This is a genomic window from Tateyamaria sp. (assembly GCF_039945315.1).
GTDB lineage: Bacteria > Pseudomonadota > Alphaproteobacteria > Rhodobacterales > Rhodobacteraceae > Tateyamaria.
In genome coordinates this window covers 12,308-29,260 of sequence record NZ_JBDUXB010000065.1, presented here as the reverse complement: position 1 = coordinate 29,260, position 16,953 = coordinate 12,308, and the positions used below count along the sequence as shown (strand labels likewise).

At 58.7% G+C, this 16,953-nt stretch carries 16 protein-coding genes; 10 read left to right on the top strand and 6 right to left on the bottom strand.

Annotated elements, in window-relative coordinates:
- Window positions 1-50: 50 nt before the first annotated feature.
- Window positions 51-806: a sulfite exporter TauE/SafE family protein gene (locus ABJD00_RS22510; RefSeq protein WP_413829145.1), complete on the bottom strand. Its 756-nt coding sequence runs from the start codon at window positions 804-806 to the stop codon at window positions 51-53.
- A 167-nt stretch (window positions 807-973) separates the two neighbouring features.
- Here ABJD00_RS22510 and mdh point away from each other — a divergent pair, with 167 nt between their 5' ends.
- Window positions 974-1,936 (top strand): malate dehydrogenase, encoded by a 963-nt coding sequence (gene mdh / locus ABJD00_RS22505; protein ID WP_413829018.1) that lies wholly within the window; start codon window positions 974-976, stop codon window positions 1,934-1,936.
- Between the two features lie 74 nt (window positions 1,937-2,010).
- Here the strand turns inward: mdh and ABJD00_RS22500 are convergent, their stop codons facing one another.
- Entirely contained in the window at window positions 2,011-2,685 is a 675-nt protein-coding gene (locus tag ABJD00_RS22500; protein WP_413829016.1) for a VPLPA-CTERM sorting domain-containing protein, read from the bottom strand.
- Window positions 2,686-3,127: 442 nt separating this feature from the next.
- On the opposite strand from ABJD00_RS22500, the gene sucC reads away from it, so the two are divergent.
- The 9 genes from sucC to ABJD00_RS22455 all read left to right on the top strand — a co-directional run bounded on the left by sucC (window position 3,128) and on the right by ABJD00_RS22455 (window position 13,979).
- Window positions 3,128-4,321, top strand: coding sequence for an ADP-forming succinate--CoA ligase subunit beta (sucC, locus tag ABJD00_RS22495; protein WP_413829014.1), 1,194 nt, complete (start codon window positions 3,128-3,130; stop codon window positions 4,319-4,321).
- 174 nt (window positions 4,322-4,495) lie between these two features.
- Window positions 4,496-5,026 (top strand): succinyl-CoA synthetase subunit beta, encoded by a 531-nt coding sequence (locus ABJD00_RS22490; protein ID WP_413829012.1) that lies wholly within the window; start codon window positions 4,496-4,498, stop codon window positions 5,024-5,026.
- A 9-nt stretch (window positions 5,027-5,035) separates the two neighbouring features.
- A complete protein-coding gene (gene sucD / locus ABJD00_RS22485; RefSeq protein WP_413829010.1) occupies window positions 5,036-5,920 on the top strand; it encodes a succinate--CoA ligase subunit alpha in 885 nt (294 codons plus the stop codon).
- Window positions 5,921-6,039: 119 nt separating this feature from the next.
- On the top strand, window positions 6,040-6,570 hold the full coding sequence (locus tag ABJD00_RS22480; protein WP_413829008.1) for a DUF805 domain-containing protein: 531 nt from the start codon (window positions 6,040-6,042) through the stop codon (window positions 6,568-6,570).
- Window positions 6,567-9,530 (top strand): 2-oxoglutarate dehydrogenase E1 component, encoded by a 2,964-nt coding sequence (locus tag ABJD00_RS22475; RefSeq protein ID WP_413829006.1) that lies wholly within the window; start codon window positions 6,567-6,569, stop codon window positions 9,528-9,530. Before ABJD00_RS22480 ends, ABJD00_RS22475 begins: the two co-directional genes overlap by 4 nt.
- A 4-nt stretch (window positions 9,531-9,534) precedes the next feature.
- Window positions 9,535-11,025 carry a 2-oxoglutarate dehydrogenase complex dihydrolipoyllysine-residue succinyltransferase gene (odhB, locus tag ABJD00_RS22470; protein WP_413829004.1) on the top strand — a complete coding sequence of 497 codons (1,491 nt, stop codon included), beginning with the start codon at window positions 9,535-9,537 and terminating at the stop codon, window positions 11,023-11,025.
- A gap of 206 nt (window positions 11,026-11,231) precedes the next feature.
- Window positions 11,232-11,618 (top strand): MAPEG family protein, encoded by a 387-nt coding sequence (locus tag ABJD00_RS22465; RefSeq protein WP_413829002.1) that lies wholly within the window; start codon window positions 11,232-11,234, stop codon window positions 11,616-11,618.
- Between the two features lie 130 nt (window positions 11,619-11,748).
- Window positions 11,749-13,137 carry a dihydrolipoyl dehydrogenase gene (gene lpdA, locus ABJD00_RS22460; RefSeq protein ID WP_413829000.1) on the top strand — a complete coding sequence of 463 codons (1,389 nt, stop codon included), beginning with the start codon at window positions 11,749-11,751 and terminating at the stop codon, window positions 13,135-13,137.
- Window positions 13,138-13,478: 341 nt separating this feature from the next.
- The gene (locus tag ABJD00_RS22455) at window positions 13,479-13,979 is read left to right on the top strand and encodes a fasciclin domain-containing protein (RefSeq protein ID WP_413828998.1); all 501 of its coding nucleotides are present in this window, start codon (window positions 13,479-13,481) and stop codon (window positions 13,977-13,979) included.
- A 65-nt stretch (window positions 13,980-14,044) separates the two neighbouring features.
- On the opposite strand, the gene ABJD00_RS22450 is transcribed toward ABJD00_RS22455, so the two are convergent.
- The 4 genes from ABJD00_RS22450 to ABJD00_RS22435 are packed head-to-tail and all read right to left on the bottom strand — an operon-like array spanning window position 14,045 to window position 16,941.
- Window positions 14,045-14,647 (bottom strand): pyridoxamine 5'-phosphate oxidase family protein, encoded by a 603-nt coding sequence (locus tag ABJD00_RS22450; protein ID WP_413828996.1) that lies wholly within the window; start codon window positions 14,645-14,647, stop codon window positions 14,045-14,047.
- Entirely contained in the window at window positions 14,634-15,365 is a 732-nt protein-coding gene (locus ABJD00_RS22445) for a lysophospholipid acyltransferase family protein (protein WP_413828994.1), read from the bottom strand. Before ABJD00_RS22445 ends, ABJD00_RS22450 begins: the two co-directional genes overlap by 14 nt.
- Window positions 15,362-16,267: a cell division protein FtsX gene (locus tag ABJD00_RS22440; protein ID WP_413828992.1), complete on the bottom strand. Its 906-nt coding sequence runs from the start codon at window positions 16,265-16,267 to the stop codon at window positions 15,362-15,364. Before ABJD00_RS22440 ends, ABJD00_RS22445 begins: the two co-directional genes overlap by 4 nt.
- On the bottom strand, window positions 16,264-16,941 hold the full coding sequence (locus ABJD00_RS22435) for a cell division ATP-binding protein FtsE (RefSeq protein WP_413828990.1): 678 nt from the start codon (window positions 16,939-16,941) through the stop codon (window positions 16,264-16,266). Before ABJD00_RS22435 ends, ABJD00_RS22440 begins: the two co-directional genes overlap by 4 nt.
- Window positions 16,942-16,953 lie beyond the last annotated feature (12 nt).

Below are 16,953 nucleotides of genomic sequence, written 5' to 3'. Positions count from 1 at the left end.
CACATCGTTTCGCGAGTGCTCTCTCGTTGGCAACTCTCACCAGTGGGTTGTCAGGTCAGCCCATCCCAGATCAGCTTGGTTCCTGTCATAATCAACAGCACATATGTAAGAAGAAAGAACGCGCGCTCTGGCATCAGGTGGTGCGCCTTGACCCCCAGCCACGTTCCTAGCAGCGCAAACGGGGCAAGCGCCAGATTGGCCGTGAAGGTCTGCAACGTGAACATGCCCAGAAAGGCGTATGGCACGAATTTGAAGACATTGATGGCCGTGAAAATCAGAACTGTATTGGCTTGATAAGCTGTTTTACCAAGCTTGAGAGACAACAGATAGACAGCCGCCGGAGGCCCGCCTGCGTGGCTAACAAAACTGGTGAACCCTGCCACAGCCCCCGTCACACCGCCAATCCAGTTCGGTAGGGCGCGCTCTGCCAGTTTGATCCAGCCTTGGGCGCGACCCACCTGCCAGATCACGAATGCAATCGAGATCACTCCGATCAGAACCCGGAACACATCGCCATCCGCACGGGCAAACAGCCACGCTCCGATTGCTACACCGGGCAGAGCGCCGACGATCATGCGCCGCGATATGGCCCAGTCCCACTTGCCCCAATAGGGCCGCAGGGCAGCGGCATCCATCAGCATTAACAGAGGCAAGGTTACGCCCAGCGCCAGCCCCGGCTCTAGGATCAGCGCCAGAATCGACGTCGCCGCAAAGGCCGCCCCTGATCCAAACCCGCCCTTGGAAATACCCGCAAAGACGACAGCGGGCGCGGCGACCGCAAAAAACCAGATGTCCAGCTGCAACATGTCCTGACCGATCGAAAAAGTCTGCGTTCCGATCCCTTTAGCCCAAGCCTCCGTCTGCCACCAGCGATCACGAATGCCCGCGCTGCAATGCAGCGCACTTGCGCGGCGCGCCCATGCAGGATAGCACACGCCGCAAATAAACCCCAACGATCCGGAGATTTTCACCCATGGCCAGACCCAAGATCGCGCTTATCGGCGCAGGGCAAATTGGCGGCACCCTCGCTCACCTCGCAGCTATCAAAGAACTGGGCGACGTCGTTTTGTTCGACATTGCCGAAGGCACGCCTGAAGGCAAAGCGCTTGATATCGCCGAGTCCGGCCCATCCGAAGGGTTTGACGCCCAGATGAGCGGGACACAGTCTTATGCCGATATCGCAGGTGCTGATGTCTGCATCGTGACAGCAGGTGTTCCGCGCAAGCCAGGCATGAGCCGCGATGACCTGTTGGGCATCAACCTCAAAGTCATGAAGTCCGTCGGCGAAGGCATCCGCGATCACGCCCCCAACGCTTTTGTCATCTGCATCACCAACCCGCTGGATGCGATGGTCTGGGCCCTGCGCGAGTTCTCGGGCCTGCCCCATGAAAAAGTCTGCGGTATGGCTGGTGTGCTCGACAGCGCCCGCTTCCGCCACTTCCTCGCCGAAGAGTTCGGTGTGTCCATGCGTGACGTCACCGCGTTCGTTCTGGGCGGGCATGGCGACACGATGGTGCCACTGACACGCTATTCAACCGTTGCAGGCATCCCGCTGCCCGATCTGGTCAAGATGGGCTGGACCACGCAGGAAAAACTGGACGCCATCGTCCAGCGCACCCGTGATGGCGGCGCAGAGATTGTGGGTCTGCTGAAAACCGGTTCTGCCTTTTACGCCCCCGCCACCTCGGCGATCGAAATGGCCGAGGCCTATCTCAAGGACCAGAAACGCGTGCTGCCCTGCGCGGCCTATGTGGACGGTGCCCTTGGCCTCAAAGGCATGTATGTGGGCGTACCCACCGTGATCGGCGCAGCCGGCGTCGAAAAGGTGATCGACATTCAAATGACCAAGGACGAGCAGGCCATGTTCGACAGCTCAGTCACAGCCGTCAAAGGTCTGGTCGACGCGTGCAAAGGCATTGACGACAGCCTGACCTGAACGTGTCTACAGAAATGCAAAAAGCCCCGGATTGATCCGGGGCTTTTTTTTGTGCGTTCATTTATTGCGTTAGGTCAGGCTGATTTGCGCTTGCGGCGTGCCATAAAGGCGAAGCCACCCATTCCGACAAGTATAAGTGGAAGGGCTGCTGGGACTGGGACGGTTGAAACGGTAAAAGACGATACATAGAATGGGGTGTGCGTACTTCCTTTTGTCTTGAACCGCAGACCATCGATCGGTCCTGCAATCGTACCTATACCTGCAAAACTTGTTGTCACCCAATCAGGATTGGGAGACCCGTTAATCCTCTCCCTGTACTGGAACTCCAACGCGCTTCCTGCCAGTGCGTTGTGATTAGCGTCGTGGAAGACAAAATCAGTAAGGTTCTTAACAGCAGATCCGAAAGTCAGAGTCAGTCTCTCACCCTGTTGAATATTGTCATCACCAGCCGGGTTACATTGATCATTGCTATTCAATATTTTGCACACGCCCATGCCGGCCGGTTTACCGCCTGACAGATCATCCAGATAAGCATTGTAGGTGGTGTTGGCTGTGCCTGTTACACTCAGCAGGCCCGCACCTGCTGTCGTTCCGGCATAGCCAGTACTGCTAAAGAACAGTGCCTCACCTTCTACGCCTTGTTCATTGCCCGCTGCAGCGCCAACAAAATCGATATTGAATGTCGCTGCCAACCCCGATGTGGCGGCAAGCCCGCCAGCAATAAGCGCCGATAAAAATAGTCTTTTCATGTCTCAGATCCTGTTCACTGTTTACGGCCCAGCATCAAAGATGCTGAACCTCGTAAAAATCTGCAAAGGAACCGACCTTTGTACTTTCCTTTTCCAAAAAAATCGCATTTTCGCCATATTTCAAAGATGTTTGCGCCCAATTCCCGCCACAGTTATGAAGACTCGCGTCTACATAGAAGGTGCTGCAACTTTGGATGGAAACGTTTTCTGCCGATTGCTATTTACACCCCCCTACACCGCCTTTGACGCCGAATCACCAGCACTGATTCGCACCCAAAAAAAGGTGAATTCTATTTTGTGATCACACGTTTTAAACCTGTGATCACAAAATGGTAAGTTTCCCCAATTATATGCGATTCAACTGGAAAACTGAATTCCATACAGTCCCTTACCACATTATGCCGGTGAGAGAACCCAGTAAACAAAGCGGGAGCCAATGCTCATGAACATCCACGAATATCAGGCCAAAGCCCTTTTGCGCAGCTACGGGGCACCCGTTTCAGACGGGCGCGTTGTGTTGCGCGCTGAAGACGCCAAGACGGCAGCCGGTGAAATGGACGGCCCTCTCTGGGTGGTCAAAGCCCAAATCCACGCCGGCGGACGCGGCAAGGGGACGTTCAAAGAGGCGGACGCTGGCGAAAAAGGCGGTGTGCGCCTGACGAAGTCGGCCACTGAGGCCGCCGAAGAGGCCAAGAAGATGCTGGGCCGCACACTGGTCACACACCAGACCGGGCCTGTCGGCAAACAAGTCAACCGTATCTATATTGAAGACGGCTCTGGGATTGAGACTGAACTTTACCTTGCCCTGCTGGTCGACCGTCAAACCAGTCGCGTCAGCTTTGTCTGCTCGACTGAAGGCGGAATGGATATCGAGGAAGTCGCCGCAAGCACCCCCGAAAAGATCCTGAGCTTTAGCGTTGATCCGGCCACCGGCTATCAGGCCTTCCACGGCCGCCGCATCGCCTTTGCCCTTGGGCTGGAAGGCAAACAAGTCAAACAGTGCGTTGGCCTGATGAGCCTGCTTTACAAAACCTTCATGGAAAAAGACATGGAGATGCTTGAGATCAACCCGCTGATCGTCACCGATGGCGGCGATCTCAAAGTTCTGGACGCCAAGATCAGCTTTGACGGCAACGCGATCTACCGCCACGCCGACATCAACGAGCTGCGCGACGAGACAGAAGAAGACCCCAAAGAACTCGCCGCCTCGAAATACGACCTCAACTACATCGCGCTCGACGGTGAAATCGGCTGTATGGTGAACGGCGCGGGCCTTGCCATGGCGACCATGGACATCATTAAGCTTTACGGTGCCGAACCTGCCAACTTCCTCGACGTGGGCGGTGGTGCGACCAAGGAAAAGGTCACCGAGGCGTTCAAGATCATCACCTCCGACCCGCAGGTCAAAGGCATTCTGGTCAACATCTTTGGCGGCATCATGCGTTGCGATGTGATCGCCGAGGGTGTGGTTGCCGCGGTAAAAGAGGTTGGTCTGAAAGTGCCGCTGGTCGTGCGCCTTGAAGGCACCAACGTGCAGCAGGGCAAAGACATCATCAACAACTCAGACGTTGACGTGATTGCCGCTGACGACCTCAAAGACGGCGCGCAGAAGATCGTGAAAGCCGTCAAGGGGTAAGGCGATGCGCAATGCGTGCCTCGTAACTGGGCTTGATGTCCTGTCGGCGTTGCAGAGGACAACGGGAGTGCGCTCTGTTGTCCAAAGCCCGCCGTCGGGATCAATCCAGATGGGGCGCGTTTCAAATGCCAACGTGGCTCACGCCGGACAGTACGACGCAGTGAGGCTGTGACCATGCGACAGGCATCTTCCCGACGCGGGCTTAAACTTGGTCTTGCAGCGATGGCACTGAGTACGCCTGCGCTTGCGCAGGAAAACGCTATCCTTGCTGCGCAGGCTTTCACGCAGAACTGTTTTTCACCCTACCTGACCGCCACCAAGGCGCGGGACGCTCTGAGTGTCGCTGGTGCACGCCATGACTTTTATGACCTTGAACCGTTTTCCAATGCAGCCCCTTCGCCCGCCTTTGGGTTGCGCCCTGCCACGCGCGGCACCGACCGGCGCTGTGAAGTCAGCTTTGATGGTGATCACAGTGCGTTGGCTGTCGAGATGGCACAAAACGGACTGCAAGCGGAAGGCATCCGCCGGGACGCCCCCGTTCCCGACACTTACACGCCGATCGCAGGCACCGAAATGCTTGCGGCCCGCTACCTTAACCCCAAACGCATCGCCGTGGTCCATGTAGGAACCCGCCAAGGACCCAACGGCATAGAAACATTCATGAATGTGGAGCGGCTTACCCCCGCTGCAAGCCAAATCAACTAAGGAAACCCAATGGCCGTACTTATTGACGAAAACACCAAAGTGATCTGCCAGGGCCTGACCGGCTCGCAAGGCACCTTTCACACAGAACAGGCCATCGCCTATGGCACCAAGATGGTTGGCGGCGTGACACCGGGCAAAGGTGGGATGACACACCTCGACCTGCCCGTGTTCAACTCGGTCCACGAAGCGATGGATGTGACAGAGGCGAATGCCTCCGTGATCTACGTGCCGCCGCCCTTCGCAGCGGACTCGATCCTTGAAGCCATCGATGCCGAAATGCCGCTGATCGTGTGCATCACCGAAGGCATCCCCGTGCTCGACATGATGCGTGTTCAGCGCGCGCTTGAAGGGTCAAAGTCGCGCCTGATCGGGCCAAACTGCCCCGGCGTGATCACGCCTGATGCCTGCAAAATCGGCATCATGCCCGGCCACATTCACAAGCGTGGGTCCTGTGGGGTTGTGTCCCGCTCGGGCACGTTGACCTATGAGGCGGTCAAGCAGACCACCGATTTGGGACTTGGCCAGTCTTCGGCTGTCGGCATTGGGGGCGATCCTATCAAAGGGACCGAGCATATCGACGTGCTCGAGATGTTCCTCGCTGATCCAGAGACGGAAAGCATCATCATGATCGGTGAGATTGGCGGCTCCGCCGAAGAAGACGCCGCCCAGTTCCTCGCTGACGAGAAAAAAGCAGGCCGCTGGAAGCCAACCGCTGGTTTCATCGCTGGCCGCACAGCGCCTCCGGGCCGCCGCATGGGCCACGCGGGTGCGATTGTCGCCGGTGGCAAAGGTGGGGCCGAGGACAAGATCGAAGCCATGCGCGCCGCAGGGATCGTGGTGGCTGACAGCCCTGCGACGCTAGGTGAAGCGGTTCAGGAAGCGATCAACAGCTAAATGCAGCACGGGCGATCATATGCGCGAACGGCATCCGCCGGTGGCGATTGGGGGAGCATCCCTTGCGTCGCGTCGAACGCGCGATTGGCCCTGCACTGCATTGATAGAAGCAATTGGCAATGGATGAGATGGGACCGGTAAGCGCCTTAGAGATGTCCTTCCGGAAGTCGTTCGACTTTTCCGGCCGCGCTTCGCGGTCGGAATTCTGGTGGACTTGGGGGCTACTTTACTCGGCGGCGATGCTCATCATGCACTGGCGCGGGCTGCCGACCTCAGGGCCCAATGCCGACATCCTTGCAACGGTGATCACAATCGCCCTTGCACTCCCGATGATAGCCGTCGGCACCCGACGTCTGGTAGATGCAGGCGTTTGGCGCTGGCTGTTCGTTCTCGTCTTTCTGTTCGGTGTGATCGCACAGTTTCTTTACCGCATTCCGGTGCCTGCCGAGGGCGAGTTGCAAAACCTGTCGGTCCAGTTTGACGACAAAACCGTGCCCGCGTCAGAACTCGGACACTATCCTTTCCTTCGGGTTCTTTTTGACATCATGCCTTGGGTCGGCCGTCCACTGGCCATCCTGTGTTTACTTCTCGCCTTACTCCCTACTCGCCGCCCCACGCCAAACCCCAATCTTTCGGAGGTACTTCAATGACTGACCAGTCTCCCAACGACCAGTTTCACGCCTCGTCCTTCATGCAAGGACACAACGCGGAATACCTCGAACAGATGTATGCGCGGTACGCCAATGATCCGGGCGCTGTGGATGAAGCTTGGCAGGCGTTCTTTAAGGCGATGGGCGATGACGAGATCAGCGTCAAACATGAGGCAGCAGGTCCAAGCTGGGCGCGCACTGACTGGCCGCCCATGCCCGGTGATGATCTGACCCAAGCCCTGACAGGCGAGTGGGCGGCACCTGCAGAGGTCAAAGGGGCAGGCGACAAGATCAAGGCCAAGGCGGCTGAAAAAGGTGTCGAGGTTTCCAACGATCAGATCAAGCGCGCGGTTCTCGACAGTATCCGCGCCCTTATGATCATTCGCGCCTATCGTATCCGGGGCCATCTGGTCGCCGATCTCGACCCGCTGGGCATGCGCGATCAGACGCCTCATCCTGAGTTGGACCCAAAGTCCTATGGCTTTACCGAGGCCGACATGGATCGACCAATCTTTATCGACAAGGTGTTGGGTCTGGATGTCGCCACCATGCGCGAGATCATCGACATCGTGAAGCGTACCTATTGCGGCACGTTTGCGCTGCAATACATGCACATTTCCAACCCCGAAGAGGCGGGCTGGCTCAAAGAACGCATCGAGGGTTTGGGCAAGGAAATTCAGTTCACCCGTGAAGGGCGCAAGGCGATCCTGAACAAGATGGTCGAGGCCGAAGGCTTCGAAAAGTTCCTGCATGTCAAATACATGGGCACGAAACGTTTTGGTCTGGATGGCGGTGAATCCCTTATCCCGGCGATGGAGCAGATCATCAAACGCGGCGGCAGCCTTGGCGTGCGCGACATCGTGATCGGCATGCCCCACCGGGGTCGTTTGTCGGTTTTGGCCAATGTGATGGCCAAGCCCTACAAGGCGATTTTCAACGAATTTCAGGGCGGGTCTTTCAAGCCCGAGGATGTCGATGGATCCGGCGATGTAAAATATCACCTCGGCGCGTCTTCAGATCGCGAATTTGATGGCAATTCTGTGCACCTGTCCCTGACCGCGAACCCGTCGCATCTGGAGGCGGTGAACCCGGTTGTTCTGGGCAAGGTCCGCGCCAAGCAAGATCAGAACAACGATCCTGAACGCACCAGCGTCATGCCCATCCTGCTGCACGGCGATGCGGCGTTCGCAGGTCAGGGTGTTGTGGCCGAATGTTTCGCCCTCTCGGGCCTGCGGGGTCACCGTGCGGGTGGGACGATGCATATCGTTGTGAACAACCAGATCGGCTTTACCACTGCGCCGCACTTTTCCCGGTCTTCGCCCTACCCCACGGACAATGCGCTGGTCGTTGAGGCCCCGATTTTCCATGTGAATGGCGATGATCCGGAAGCTGTTGTTCATGCCGCCAAGGTCGCCACGGAATTCCGTCAGAAGTTCCACAAGGACGTCGTCATCGACATCTTCTGCTATCGCCGTTTTGGTCACAACGAGGGTGACGAGCCCATGTTCACCAACCCGGTGATGTACACGAAGATCAAGAAACATAAGACGACCCTGACCTTATACACCGAGCGTCTGGTCAAGGATGGTCTGATCCCTGAAGGCGAGATCGAAGACATGAAGGCCGCGTTCCAGGCCCGCATGAACGACGAGTTCGAAGCCGGCAAAGAATACCGCCCCAACAAGGCCGACTGGCTGGATGGCAAGTGGTCCCATCTGGATAAGATGGAAGAGCAACAGTACCAGCGCGGCAAGACATCTATCCCGCCCGAAACCTTTGCCGAGGTTGGCCAAGCGCTCAGCACCGTGCCGGAGGGTATCCCTCTGCACAAGACAGTTGAGCGGCTGCTCGACACCAAAGCCAAGATGTTTGAAAGCGGTGAGGGCATTGATTGGGCCACCGGTGAGGCGTTGGCCTTCGGATCCCTTTTGACCGAAGGGTATCCTGTGCGGCTGGCCGGGCAGGATTCGACCCGTGGCACGTTCTCACAGCGCCATTCGGGGCTGGTGAACCAAGAGACCGAAGAGCGTTACTACCCCCTCAACAACGTTCGCACGGGTCAAGCGCAATATGAGGTCATCGACTCGATGCTGTCTGAGTATGCGGTACTTGGGTTTGAGTATGGCTATTCCCTTGCCGAGCCCAACGCGCTGACCCTGTGGGAAGCGCAGTTTGGCGATTTCGCCAACGGTGCGCAGATCATGTTTGACCAGTTCATCTCATCGGGTGAGAGCAAGTGGTTGCGCATGTCCGGTCTGGTCGTCCTGCTGCCTCATGGGTTTGAGGGGCAAGGACCCGAGCACTCTTCGGCCCGTCTTGAGCGGTTCCTACAGATGTGCGGACAGGACAACTGGATCGTCGCCAACTGCACGACCCCTGCGAACTACTTTCACATCCTGCGCCGCCAGATCCACCGGGATTTCCGCAAACCGCTGATCCTGATGACGCCCAAATCCTTGCTGCGCCACAAGATGGCCGTGTCCAAGACCGAAGAGTTCACCACCGGGTCGTCCTTCCACCGTTTGATGTGGGATGACGCCCAGCACGGCAATTCGGACACCCAATTGGTGCCGGATGCCAAGATCAAGCGCGTGGTGATGTGTTCGGGCAAGGTTTACTATGACCTCCTCGAAGAGCGTGATGCGCGTGGGATTGACGATGTCTATTTGCTGCGGTTCGAACAGTTCTATCCCTTCCCGGCGCAGTCGGCTGTTGCGGAACTGGAACGGTTCAAACAGGCCGAGATGGTCTGGTGTCAGGAAGAGCCCAAGAACCAGGGCGCCTGGACGTTTATCGAACCCAACCTCGAATGGGTGCTGGGCCGGATCAAGGCCAAGCACACCCGCCCCGTTTATGTGGGCCGTGCCACCTCTGCCAGCCCCGCGACGGGTCTGGCAAGCAATCACAAAGCCCAACAAGCCGCGCTCGTAAACGACGCGCTGACCATCAAAGGGAAGTAAGACCATGACAACCGAAGTCCGCGTGCCCACCTTGGGCGAAAGCGTCACCGAAGCCACTGTTGCCACGTGGTTCAAGAAACCTGGCGAGGCGATTGCCGTTGATGAGATGCTGTGTGAGCTGGAAACCGACAAGGTGACGGTCGAAGTGCCCTCGCCCGTTGCAGGCACTCTCGGCGAAATCATCGCCGCCGAAGGCGAAACCGTGGGTGTCGATGCCCTGCTGGCCACAATCGCCGAAGGCGACGCGGCTCCTGCCCCCGCCGCCGCTGCCGAAAGCGCCCCAGCGCCCGTATCCGGTGGTGACAGTGTCGACGTGATGGTGCCCACCTTAGGCGAGTCCGTGACAGAGGCCACAGTCAGCACATGGTTCAAAGCCGTCGGCGACAGCGTCGCGCAAGATGAAATGCTGTGCGAGCTGGAAACCGACAAGGTGAGCGTCGAGGTGCCCAGCCCCGCCGCAGGTGTCCTCGCGGAAATCGTTGCCCCCGAAGGCGCGACCGTAGATGCAAGTGCCAAACTGGCTGTTATCTCATCCTCCGGTGCCGTAGCTGCAGTCCCTGCTGCTGCTGCTGCCCCAGCGCCTGCCGCATCCAGCAAGGATGTCGAAAACGCGCCCGCCGCCAAAAAAGCAATGGCCGAGGCCGGGATCAGCCCGGATGCCGTCACAGGCACAGGCCGCGATGGCCGCGTGATGAAAGACGACGTCGCCAAAGCCGTCGCTGCTGCGAGTACAGCTCCAACGGCGACCGCTGCCCCTGTCAGCCCTCCGCGTGCCCCTGTGGCGGCAAATGACGAAGCCCGCGAGGAACGGGTGAAGATGACCCGTTTGCGCCAGACCATCGCGCGCCGCCTCAAGGACAGCCAGAACACCGCCGCCATGCTCACCACCTACAACGAGGTCGACATGACTGAGGTGATGGCCCTGCGTAACGAATACAAAGACCTGTTTTTGAAGAAACACGGGGTCAAGCTGGGCTTTATGTCCTTCTTCACCAAGGCGTGCTGCCATGCCCTGAAAGAGGTGCCCGAGGTCAACGCAGAGATCGATGGTACCGACATCGTGTACAAAAACTTCGTGCACATGGGTGTGGCCGCAGGCACGCCGACCGGCCTTGTGGTGCCCGTGATCCGCGATGCGGACGCGATGAGCTTTGCTGATATCGAAAAGGCGATTGCCGAAAAAGGTGCGCGTGCCCGTGACGGCAAGCTGTCCATGGCCGAAATGCAGGGCGGCACGTTCACGCTGTCCAATGGCGGCGTCTATGGCTCACTGATGAGTTCGCCGATTTTGAACCCACCACAGTCCGGTATCCTTGGCATGCACAAGATCCAAGACCGGCCCATGGCGATTGGTGGTCAGGTGGTGATCCGCCCGATGATGTATCTGGCACTGTCCTATGATCACCGGATCGTGGACGGCAAAGGCGCGGTCACGTTCCTTGTGCGAGTGAAAGAAGCGCTAGAAGACCCGCGGCGTTTGTTGATGGATTTGTAAGGGGGCCATATGGCTTTGTCATATCTAGGTTTTTCACGGTTTGCGCCACCTTTTACTCGAACAGGTGGCGCAGTCGAAACCTCTGGCGGACGCGCTGCAAACCCGGGCTGTTTTGAAATAGCAGCCTTTTGACCCTGCTGAGGCAAAGTAAGCGTGTTAGATTTCTAAATGAAGCTGATCTTTGAGACGAATACGGAGCAATCAAAATGACCCCCGAACTCACCTACCTCACCTATGCCGTGATCCTGCTGATCGCCCATGCACTCATTCAGGCCACGTTCTCTGACCTGTCCAAAGGCCTCGGCTGGGCCCTTGGCCCGCAGGACGAACACCGCGACCAGCCTCCCGTCGCCGCGCGCATCCAGCGCGCACTGAAAAACTACCTCGAAACCCTGCCTGCTTTCGTCGCTTTGGCCCTGATGCTCGCCGTGACCGAGCTCGGCACTGAGACGACGGCCCTTGGTGCGGCGTTGTGGTTCTGGGCGCGCGTCGCCTACATCCCGGCCTATGCCTCTGGCCTGCCTCTGGTCCGCTCCATCGCGTGGTTTGTATCGCTTGCAGGCCTTGCCCTGATGATTGTCCCGTTGCTCTGATGACGCAGACACCCCACACCCACAGCGGCGCGCCCGTCCGCTTCTCTGATTAGAAAAAAAATCCCGGGAGGGCGGTGCGCAGCACCGGGGGGCTGGCCCCCTCTGACCCCGGCAAAAAAGGACCTGACCCATGGCATCTTACGACGTAATCATCATCGGCTCCGGCCCCGGCGGCTATGTCTGCGCGATCCGTTGCGCACAGCGGGGTTTAAAAACCGCCATCGTCGAAGGGCGCGAAACGCTGGGCGGCACCTGCCTGAATGTCGGCTGCATCCCCTCCAAGGCGCTTCTGCATGCCTCGCACATGCTGCACGAGGCCGAGCACAACTTTGCCGCCATGGGCCTGAAGGGCAAAAGCCCCTCGGTCGATTGGAAGCAGATGCTGACCTACAAGGAAGACACCATTGGCCAGAACACCAAGGGTGTGGAATTCCTGATGAAAAAGAACAAGGTGGACTGGCTCAAAGGCTGGGGCAGCATCCCCGCGCCCGGTCAGGTCAAGGTTGGCGATGAGGTCCACGAAGCCAAGTCAATCATCGTCGCATCGGGGTCCGAACCCTCTAGCCTGCCCGGTGTCGAGGTGGACGAAAAGGTTGTCGTGACCTCTACAGGTGCATTGGAATTGGGCAAAGTCCCCAAGAAGATGGTGGTGATTGGCGCAGGGGTTATCGGGCTGGAATTGGGATCGGTCTATTCCCGCCTTGGCGCCGAAGTGCAGGTGATCGAATTCCTCGATGCCATCACCCCCGGCATGGACGCCGAAGTGCAGCGCCAGTTCCAAAGGTTGCTGACCAAGCAAGGGCTGAGCTTTACCATGGGTGCCGCCGTACAGTCGGTGGCCGCGACCAAGACAAAGGCCAAAGTCACGTACAAGCTGCGCAAGGATGACAGCGAACACACCGTGGATGCTGACATCGTGCTGGTCGCCACCGGGCGCAAACCCTACACCGACGGTCTTGGCCTCGACGCCTTGGGCATCGAGATGACCAAGCGCGGCCAGATCGCCGTGGACGCCCATTGGCAGACCAATGTGCCCGGCATATACGCCATCGGCGACGTCATCGAAGGCCCCATGCTGGCCCACAAGGCCGAAGACGAAGGTATGGCCGTCGCCGACACGGTTGCGGGCAAGCATGGCCACGTGAACTACGGTGTGATCCCGGGCGTGATCTATACGCATCCCGAGGTCGCCAATGTGGGCCACACGGAACAAGACCTGAAAGAGGCGGGCACCGCCTACAAGGTGGGCAAGTTCAGCTTTATGGGCAATGGCCGTGCCAAGGCGAATTTTGCCGGCGACGGGTTTGTCAAAATCCTGGCAGACGCAGAGACAGACCGGATTCTGGGTGCCCACATCATTGGCCCCGCCGCGGGTGACCTGATCCACGAGGTTTGCGTGGCGATGGAGTTTGGGGCCTCCGCTGAGGATCTGGCCCTGACCTGCCATGCGCACCCGACATATTCAGAAGCCGTGCGCGAAGCGGCATTGGCCTGTGGTTTAGGCCCGATCCACAGCTAGTCCGTGGAGCGCCGCTAGGCGGACGGTGAAATGTCTCCGACCGTCGGGGCAACTTTAGAAACGCTGTGCGCTATACATCCGTATGGCGCACATGCTCCGTAGAGAGCCTGCGCATCCTCCTCAAAAAAAACGAGCAATTCGAGCTAATGGAACAGCTCAGTTTGCGTGGATGGCGACTCATCGCCGATTGCAAGCCGTGAGGGAAGAGAGTTTCTGCCGATAACCCGCGGTCGTGGGTACTCGGCGAGACAACTTGTATCTTTTTTCGCCAAAAACCCTTTGTTTTGCGACCTGTAGCCCTGGGTTCTGGCCCGCATTGAATTTTTGAAAGGACACGACCGATGAAACGTCGCACTTCTATGAAACTTCTTGGGGGCGCTGCCGCCCTTCTGGCTTTGACCGCTTGCGCACAGCCGCAGGGCGACGACATCGTCGATATTGCGGCAGGCAATCCCGATTTCTCGACACTTGTAGCAGCCGTTCAAGCGGCTGGCCTCGTTGACACTCTGAAAAGCGACGGCCCGTTCACCGTCTTCGCGCCAACCAACGCAGCCTTTGCCGCTCTGCCAGCCGGCACACTGGACAGCCTGCTGCTGCCTGAAAACAAAGACACTCTGACCAGCATTCTGACGTATCACGTTGTGCCCGGTCAGGTCACAGCCGGCGATGTGCTGGGCACACGCCAAAACGTTGCCACAGTCAACGGTGCGACAGTGGACGTTAACGGTCAGGCTGGCAAACTCGGCACAGGCGTGAAAGTCAATGATGCCAACGTTACAGCCGCTGACATCTTTGCAACTAACGGCGTGATCCACGTGATCGACAAGGTTCTGCTGCCTTAAGCTTAGAAAAGAGTGCGGAGCGTTGGTTCAACGCTCCGCACTACCCAGCTCGTCAGCATTGACGGCTACCACATGGTCCGGGCCGCGCGTTCGGGCCATTCGGCGTCATAGGTTGCACCGCCCTCTTCGCCCCCTGACACTTCCGCCAGTATTTCACCCGGCGTTGGCAAACCCTCTGCATCATTGCGTGACCAAAGACCCGCTCGCATCGCAGCGCGCGCACATTGGGTGTAGACCTCGCCCACAGTTACCACGATCACCGTTGCGGGCTGACGTCCCTTGTGTTCGAACCGGGCGCGCAAATTGGCGTCCGCTGTCAGGCGCGCCTGCCCGTTCACCCGCACCACCGTGTTGGACCCCGGCACCATGAACATCAGCGACACCCGTCCGTCCTCGACGATATTACGCAGTGAGTCCAGCCGTTGATTGCCGCGCCAGTCCGGCATCGCCAGCGTGCGTGCATCAAGCGCCGTCACCACAGCGCCATCGTCCCCACGCGGGCTCCCGTCTGTGCCGCCAGAACCTACTGTTGTGAGCACGACGAACCGGGAACGTTCGATCCACTTGGCGTAAAGAGGGGTCAGGTGATCGGCAACCTTGCGCAAAGACGCAGCGCCAGGAGTTCCATAAAGCGCCTCGAGCCCCTCGACCGTGTCAATGAACTCCATCCGGATCAAATCCTCCCTCAACCATCAGTTCGTTGGAACGCGTCTCAACCTCATCTTCAAGCCGGGCCAGAAATGCATCTTTTCCCAACCCCGTTTCAATCACGGGCAGGAACTCAACGACGGCAAGGCCCGGCTTGCGCCACATCCCCTTGCGCGGCCAGAACACACCGACATTGGTGGCCACAGGAACACAAGGTTGGTCGAGTTGTTCATAAAGAACGTGGGTGCCCACCTTGTAAGGCACCTTGGCTCCAGGTGCGACGCGGGTTCCTTGGGAATAGATGATCAGTTGGCCCGGATCAGAGCGCCCGGCTTGCACGTCCGCCACCATCTTGGCAATCGCAGCCCCCCGCTTGCCCCGCTCAACTGGTACGCAGTCGAGCATCTTGGCGTAGAAGCCAATGATTGGTGTCCACAGGATATCGCGTTTCATGATGAACTTTGCTTTGGGCAGGGCCGTAAAAATCATCATGATGTCGAGGAAAGACTGGTGTTTGGCAGCAACCAGCACTTCGCCCTGTGGCACCTCGCCTCGCACCTCATGCCGGATGCCAACCATCCAACCCATGGTCCAGAACACCCACCGGCTATAAGTTTTGCAGCAAAGCCGCGCGCCTTCTTTGTTGACCAGCGCGTAAGGGAAAAACACGAGGCCGATAACCAGCATCATGACGTACATTTGCGCGATGAATAGGTAGGAACGGATCATTTGCATCATGACAAAACCTTAAGCGCACGGCCCGCGGCCACTGCAGTCGCTGCCAATGCCACAAGGGCGCAGACCAGTGGCAGGGCCAGAGGTACCAGCCAACCCACCCCTTCGAAACCAATGCCAGTGAGGAAACTGGGAACGTCGCCACCTGTGTGCAGGAGCCAAACCGCGGCGAGTCCCAACAGGACGCCGACCGTCGATCCCACCAACGCACGCCACGTAAAGCGGCGCACGAAGGCCTGGGCGATGTAGCGGTCAGTCGCCCCGACAAGGCGCAGCACGGCAACGACCTGAGCGTTGGCGGCCAATGCAGCGTTGGCCGCAAGGGTGACCATCGCGGCGACGGCCGCGAGAATCAGCCCGGCAGCGAGCCAGCCGAGAAACCGCAAGCGTTGAGCCGCTGCAACCAGCGGCGCGCGCCAGCGCCCGTGATCGTCCAGCACAGCGCCCGGCACCTCGGCTGCCAGTCGCAGGCGTAAGCCAGTGGCGTCAAACCCTCGCCCTGTCGTGAAAATCTCAATGAGACGGGGGACAGGCAAGGTGTCCAGCGGCAAGTCAGAGCCGAACCATGGCGCCAGAAGCGCTTGCTGTTCGGCGTCCGATAATGCGCGCGCGCTGGCGACGCCCGGTGTTGTTTCCAAAACGGTCAGGGCCGCCGCTGACTGTTCGGCTCGTTGATCCTGAGGAGCCACGATGCGGATCGTGGCAGTGCCTGCCAGCTCATCCCCCCAACGCTGCGCAAGCCGTCCACTGGCCAGCGACAAGGCCAGCGCGAATACAGCCAGAAAGGCCATAGCGCCCGAGGCAAACAGTGTCAGTTGCGCGGTGAACCCCGAGGGCGGCACAACGCGCGCCGCATATTGATCTCCGGCAATAAGACCGCGCAGACTGGCAAGATTGAATTTCACAGATCCGCCCCCGCCAGTTGTACCCGCCGGTTCGAAATGCGCAACACACGCGCCTGCACCTGTGCCTTGGCCGCCCGGATAAGGCTTAGGTCGTGAGTGGCGATCAATAAGGTTTTGCCCATGCGGTTGAGCTCGACCAAGAGCGTCAGCAGACGTTGGGACATCTCCCAGTCAATGTTGCCGGTGGGCTCATCGGCCAGCACGATGTCAGGCGACATGATCACCGCGCGCGCAAGGGCAGCGCGCTGGCGTTCACCGCCTGACAATTCCGGAGGCAAGGCATCGGCGCGGTTGGTGAGGCCTACCCAGTTCATCAGTTCAGGCAAATCGCCGCCCGCAGCCTCGCTGTGCCGTCCCGAAACTGTAAGCGGCAAGGCGACGTTGTCGGTCAGAGATAAATGGTCGAGAAACTGTACGTTCTGGTGAACAACCCCGATCCTGCGCCGAAGCTTGGCCACATCATCCCTTTCCAGCGACCGTACATCGGTCTGAAACAGCCGGATATAGCCCGCAGAAGGCAAAAGCGCGCCGTAACACAGCTTGAGCAGCGTCGTTTTCCCCGCCCCCGACGGTCCTGTCAGAAAGTGAAATGATCCGGGCGCGAGTTTGACGGAAATATCGGACAACAACTCGCCCCCGCCATAACTATACGCAACATTTTCTAGCTCAATCACGCGTGCCCCCGA

Excerpts from the sequence above, each read along its gene's own strand:
- odhB (WP_413829004.1), top strand. The coding sequence starts at position 9,535 with ATGACAACCGAAGTCCGCGTGCCCACCTTGGGCGAAAGCGTCACCGAA.
- ABJD00_RS22475 (WP_413829006.1), top strand. The coding sequence starts at position 6,567 with ATGACTGACCAGTCTCCCAACGACCAGTTTCACGCCTCGTCCTTCATG.
- ABJD00_RS22465 (WP_413829002.1), top strand. The coding sequence starts at position 11,232 with ATGACCCCCGAACTCACCTACCTCACCTATGCCGTGATCCTGCTGATC.
- sucD (WP_413829010.1), top strand. The coding sequence starts at position 5,036 with ATGGCCGTACTTATTGACGAAAACACCAAAGTGATCTGCCAGGGCCTG.
- mdh (WP_413829018.1), top strand. The coding sequence starts at position 974 with ATGGCCAGACCCAAGATCGCGCTTATCGGCGCAGGGCAAATTGGCGGC.
- ABJD00_RS22445 (WP_413828994.1), bottom strand. The coding sequence starts at position 15,365 with ATGATGCAAATGATCCGTTCCTACCTATTCATCGCGCAAATGTACGTC.
- ABJD00_RS22500 (WP_413829016.1), bottom strand. The coding sequence starts at position 2,685 with ATGAAAAGACTATTTTTATCGGCGCTTATTGCTGGCGGGCTTGCCGCC.
- lpdA (WP_413829000.1), top strand. The coding sequence starts at position 11,749 with ATGGCATCTTACGACGTAATCATCATCGGCTCCGGCCCCGGCGGCTAT.
- ABJD00_RS22510 (WP_413829145.1), bottom strand. The coding sequence starts at position 806 with ATGTTGCAGCTGGACATCTGGTTTTTTGCGGTCGCCGCGCCCGCTGTC.
- ABJD00_RS22455 (WP_413828998.1), top strand. The coding sequence starts at position 13,479 with ATGAAACGTCGCACTTCTATGAAACTTCTTGGGGGCGCTGCCGCCCTT.
- ABJD00_RS22480 (WP_413829008.1), top strand. The coding sequence starts at position 6,040 with ATGGATGAGATGGGACCGGTAAGCGCCTTAGAGATGTCCTTCCGGAAG.
- ABJD00_RS22450 (WP_413828996.1), bottom strand. The coding sequence starts at position 14,647 with ATGGAGTTCATTGACACGGTCGAGGGGCTCGAGGCGCTTTATGGAACT.
- sucC (WP_413829014.1), top strand. The coding sequence starts at position 3,128 with ATGAACATCCACGAATATCAGGCCAAAGCCCTTTTGCGCAGCTACGGG.
- ABJD00_RS22490 (WP_413829012.1), top strand. The coding sequence starts at position 4,496 with ATGCGACAGGCATCTTCCCGACGCGGGCTTAAACTTGGTCTTGCAGCG.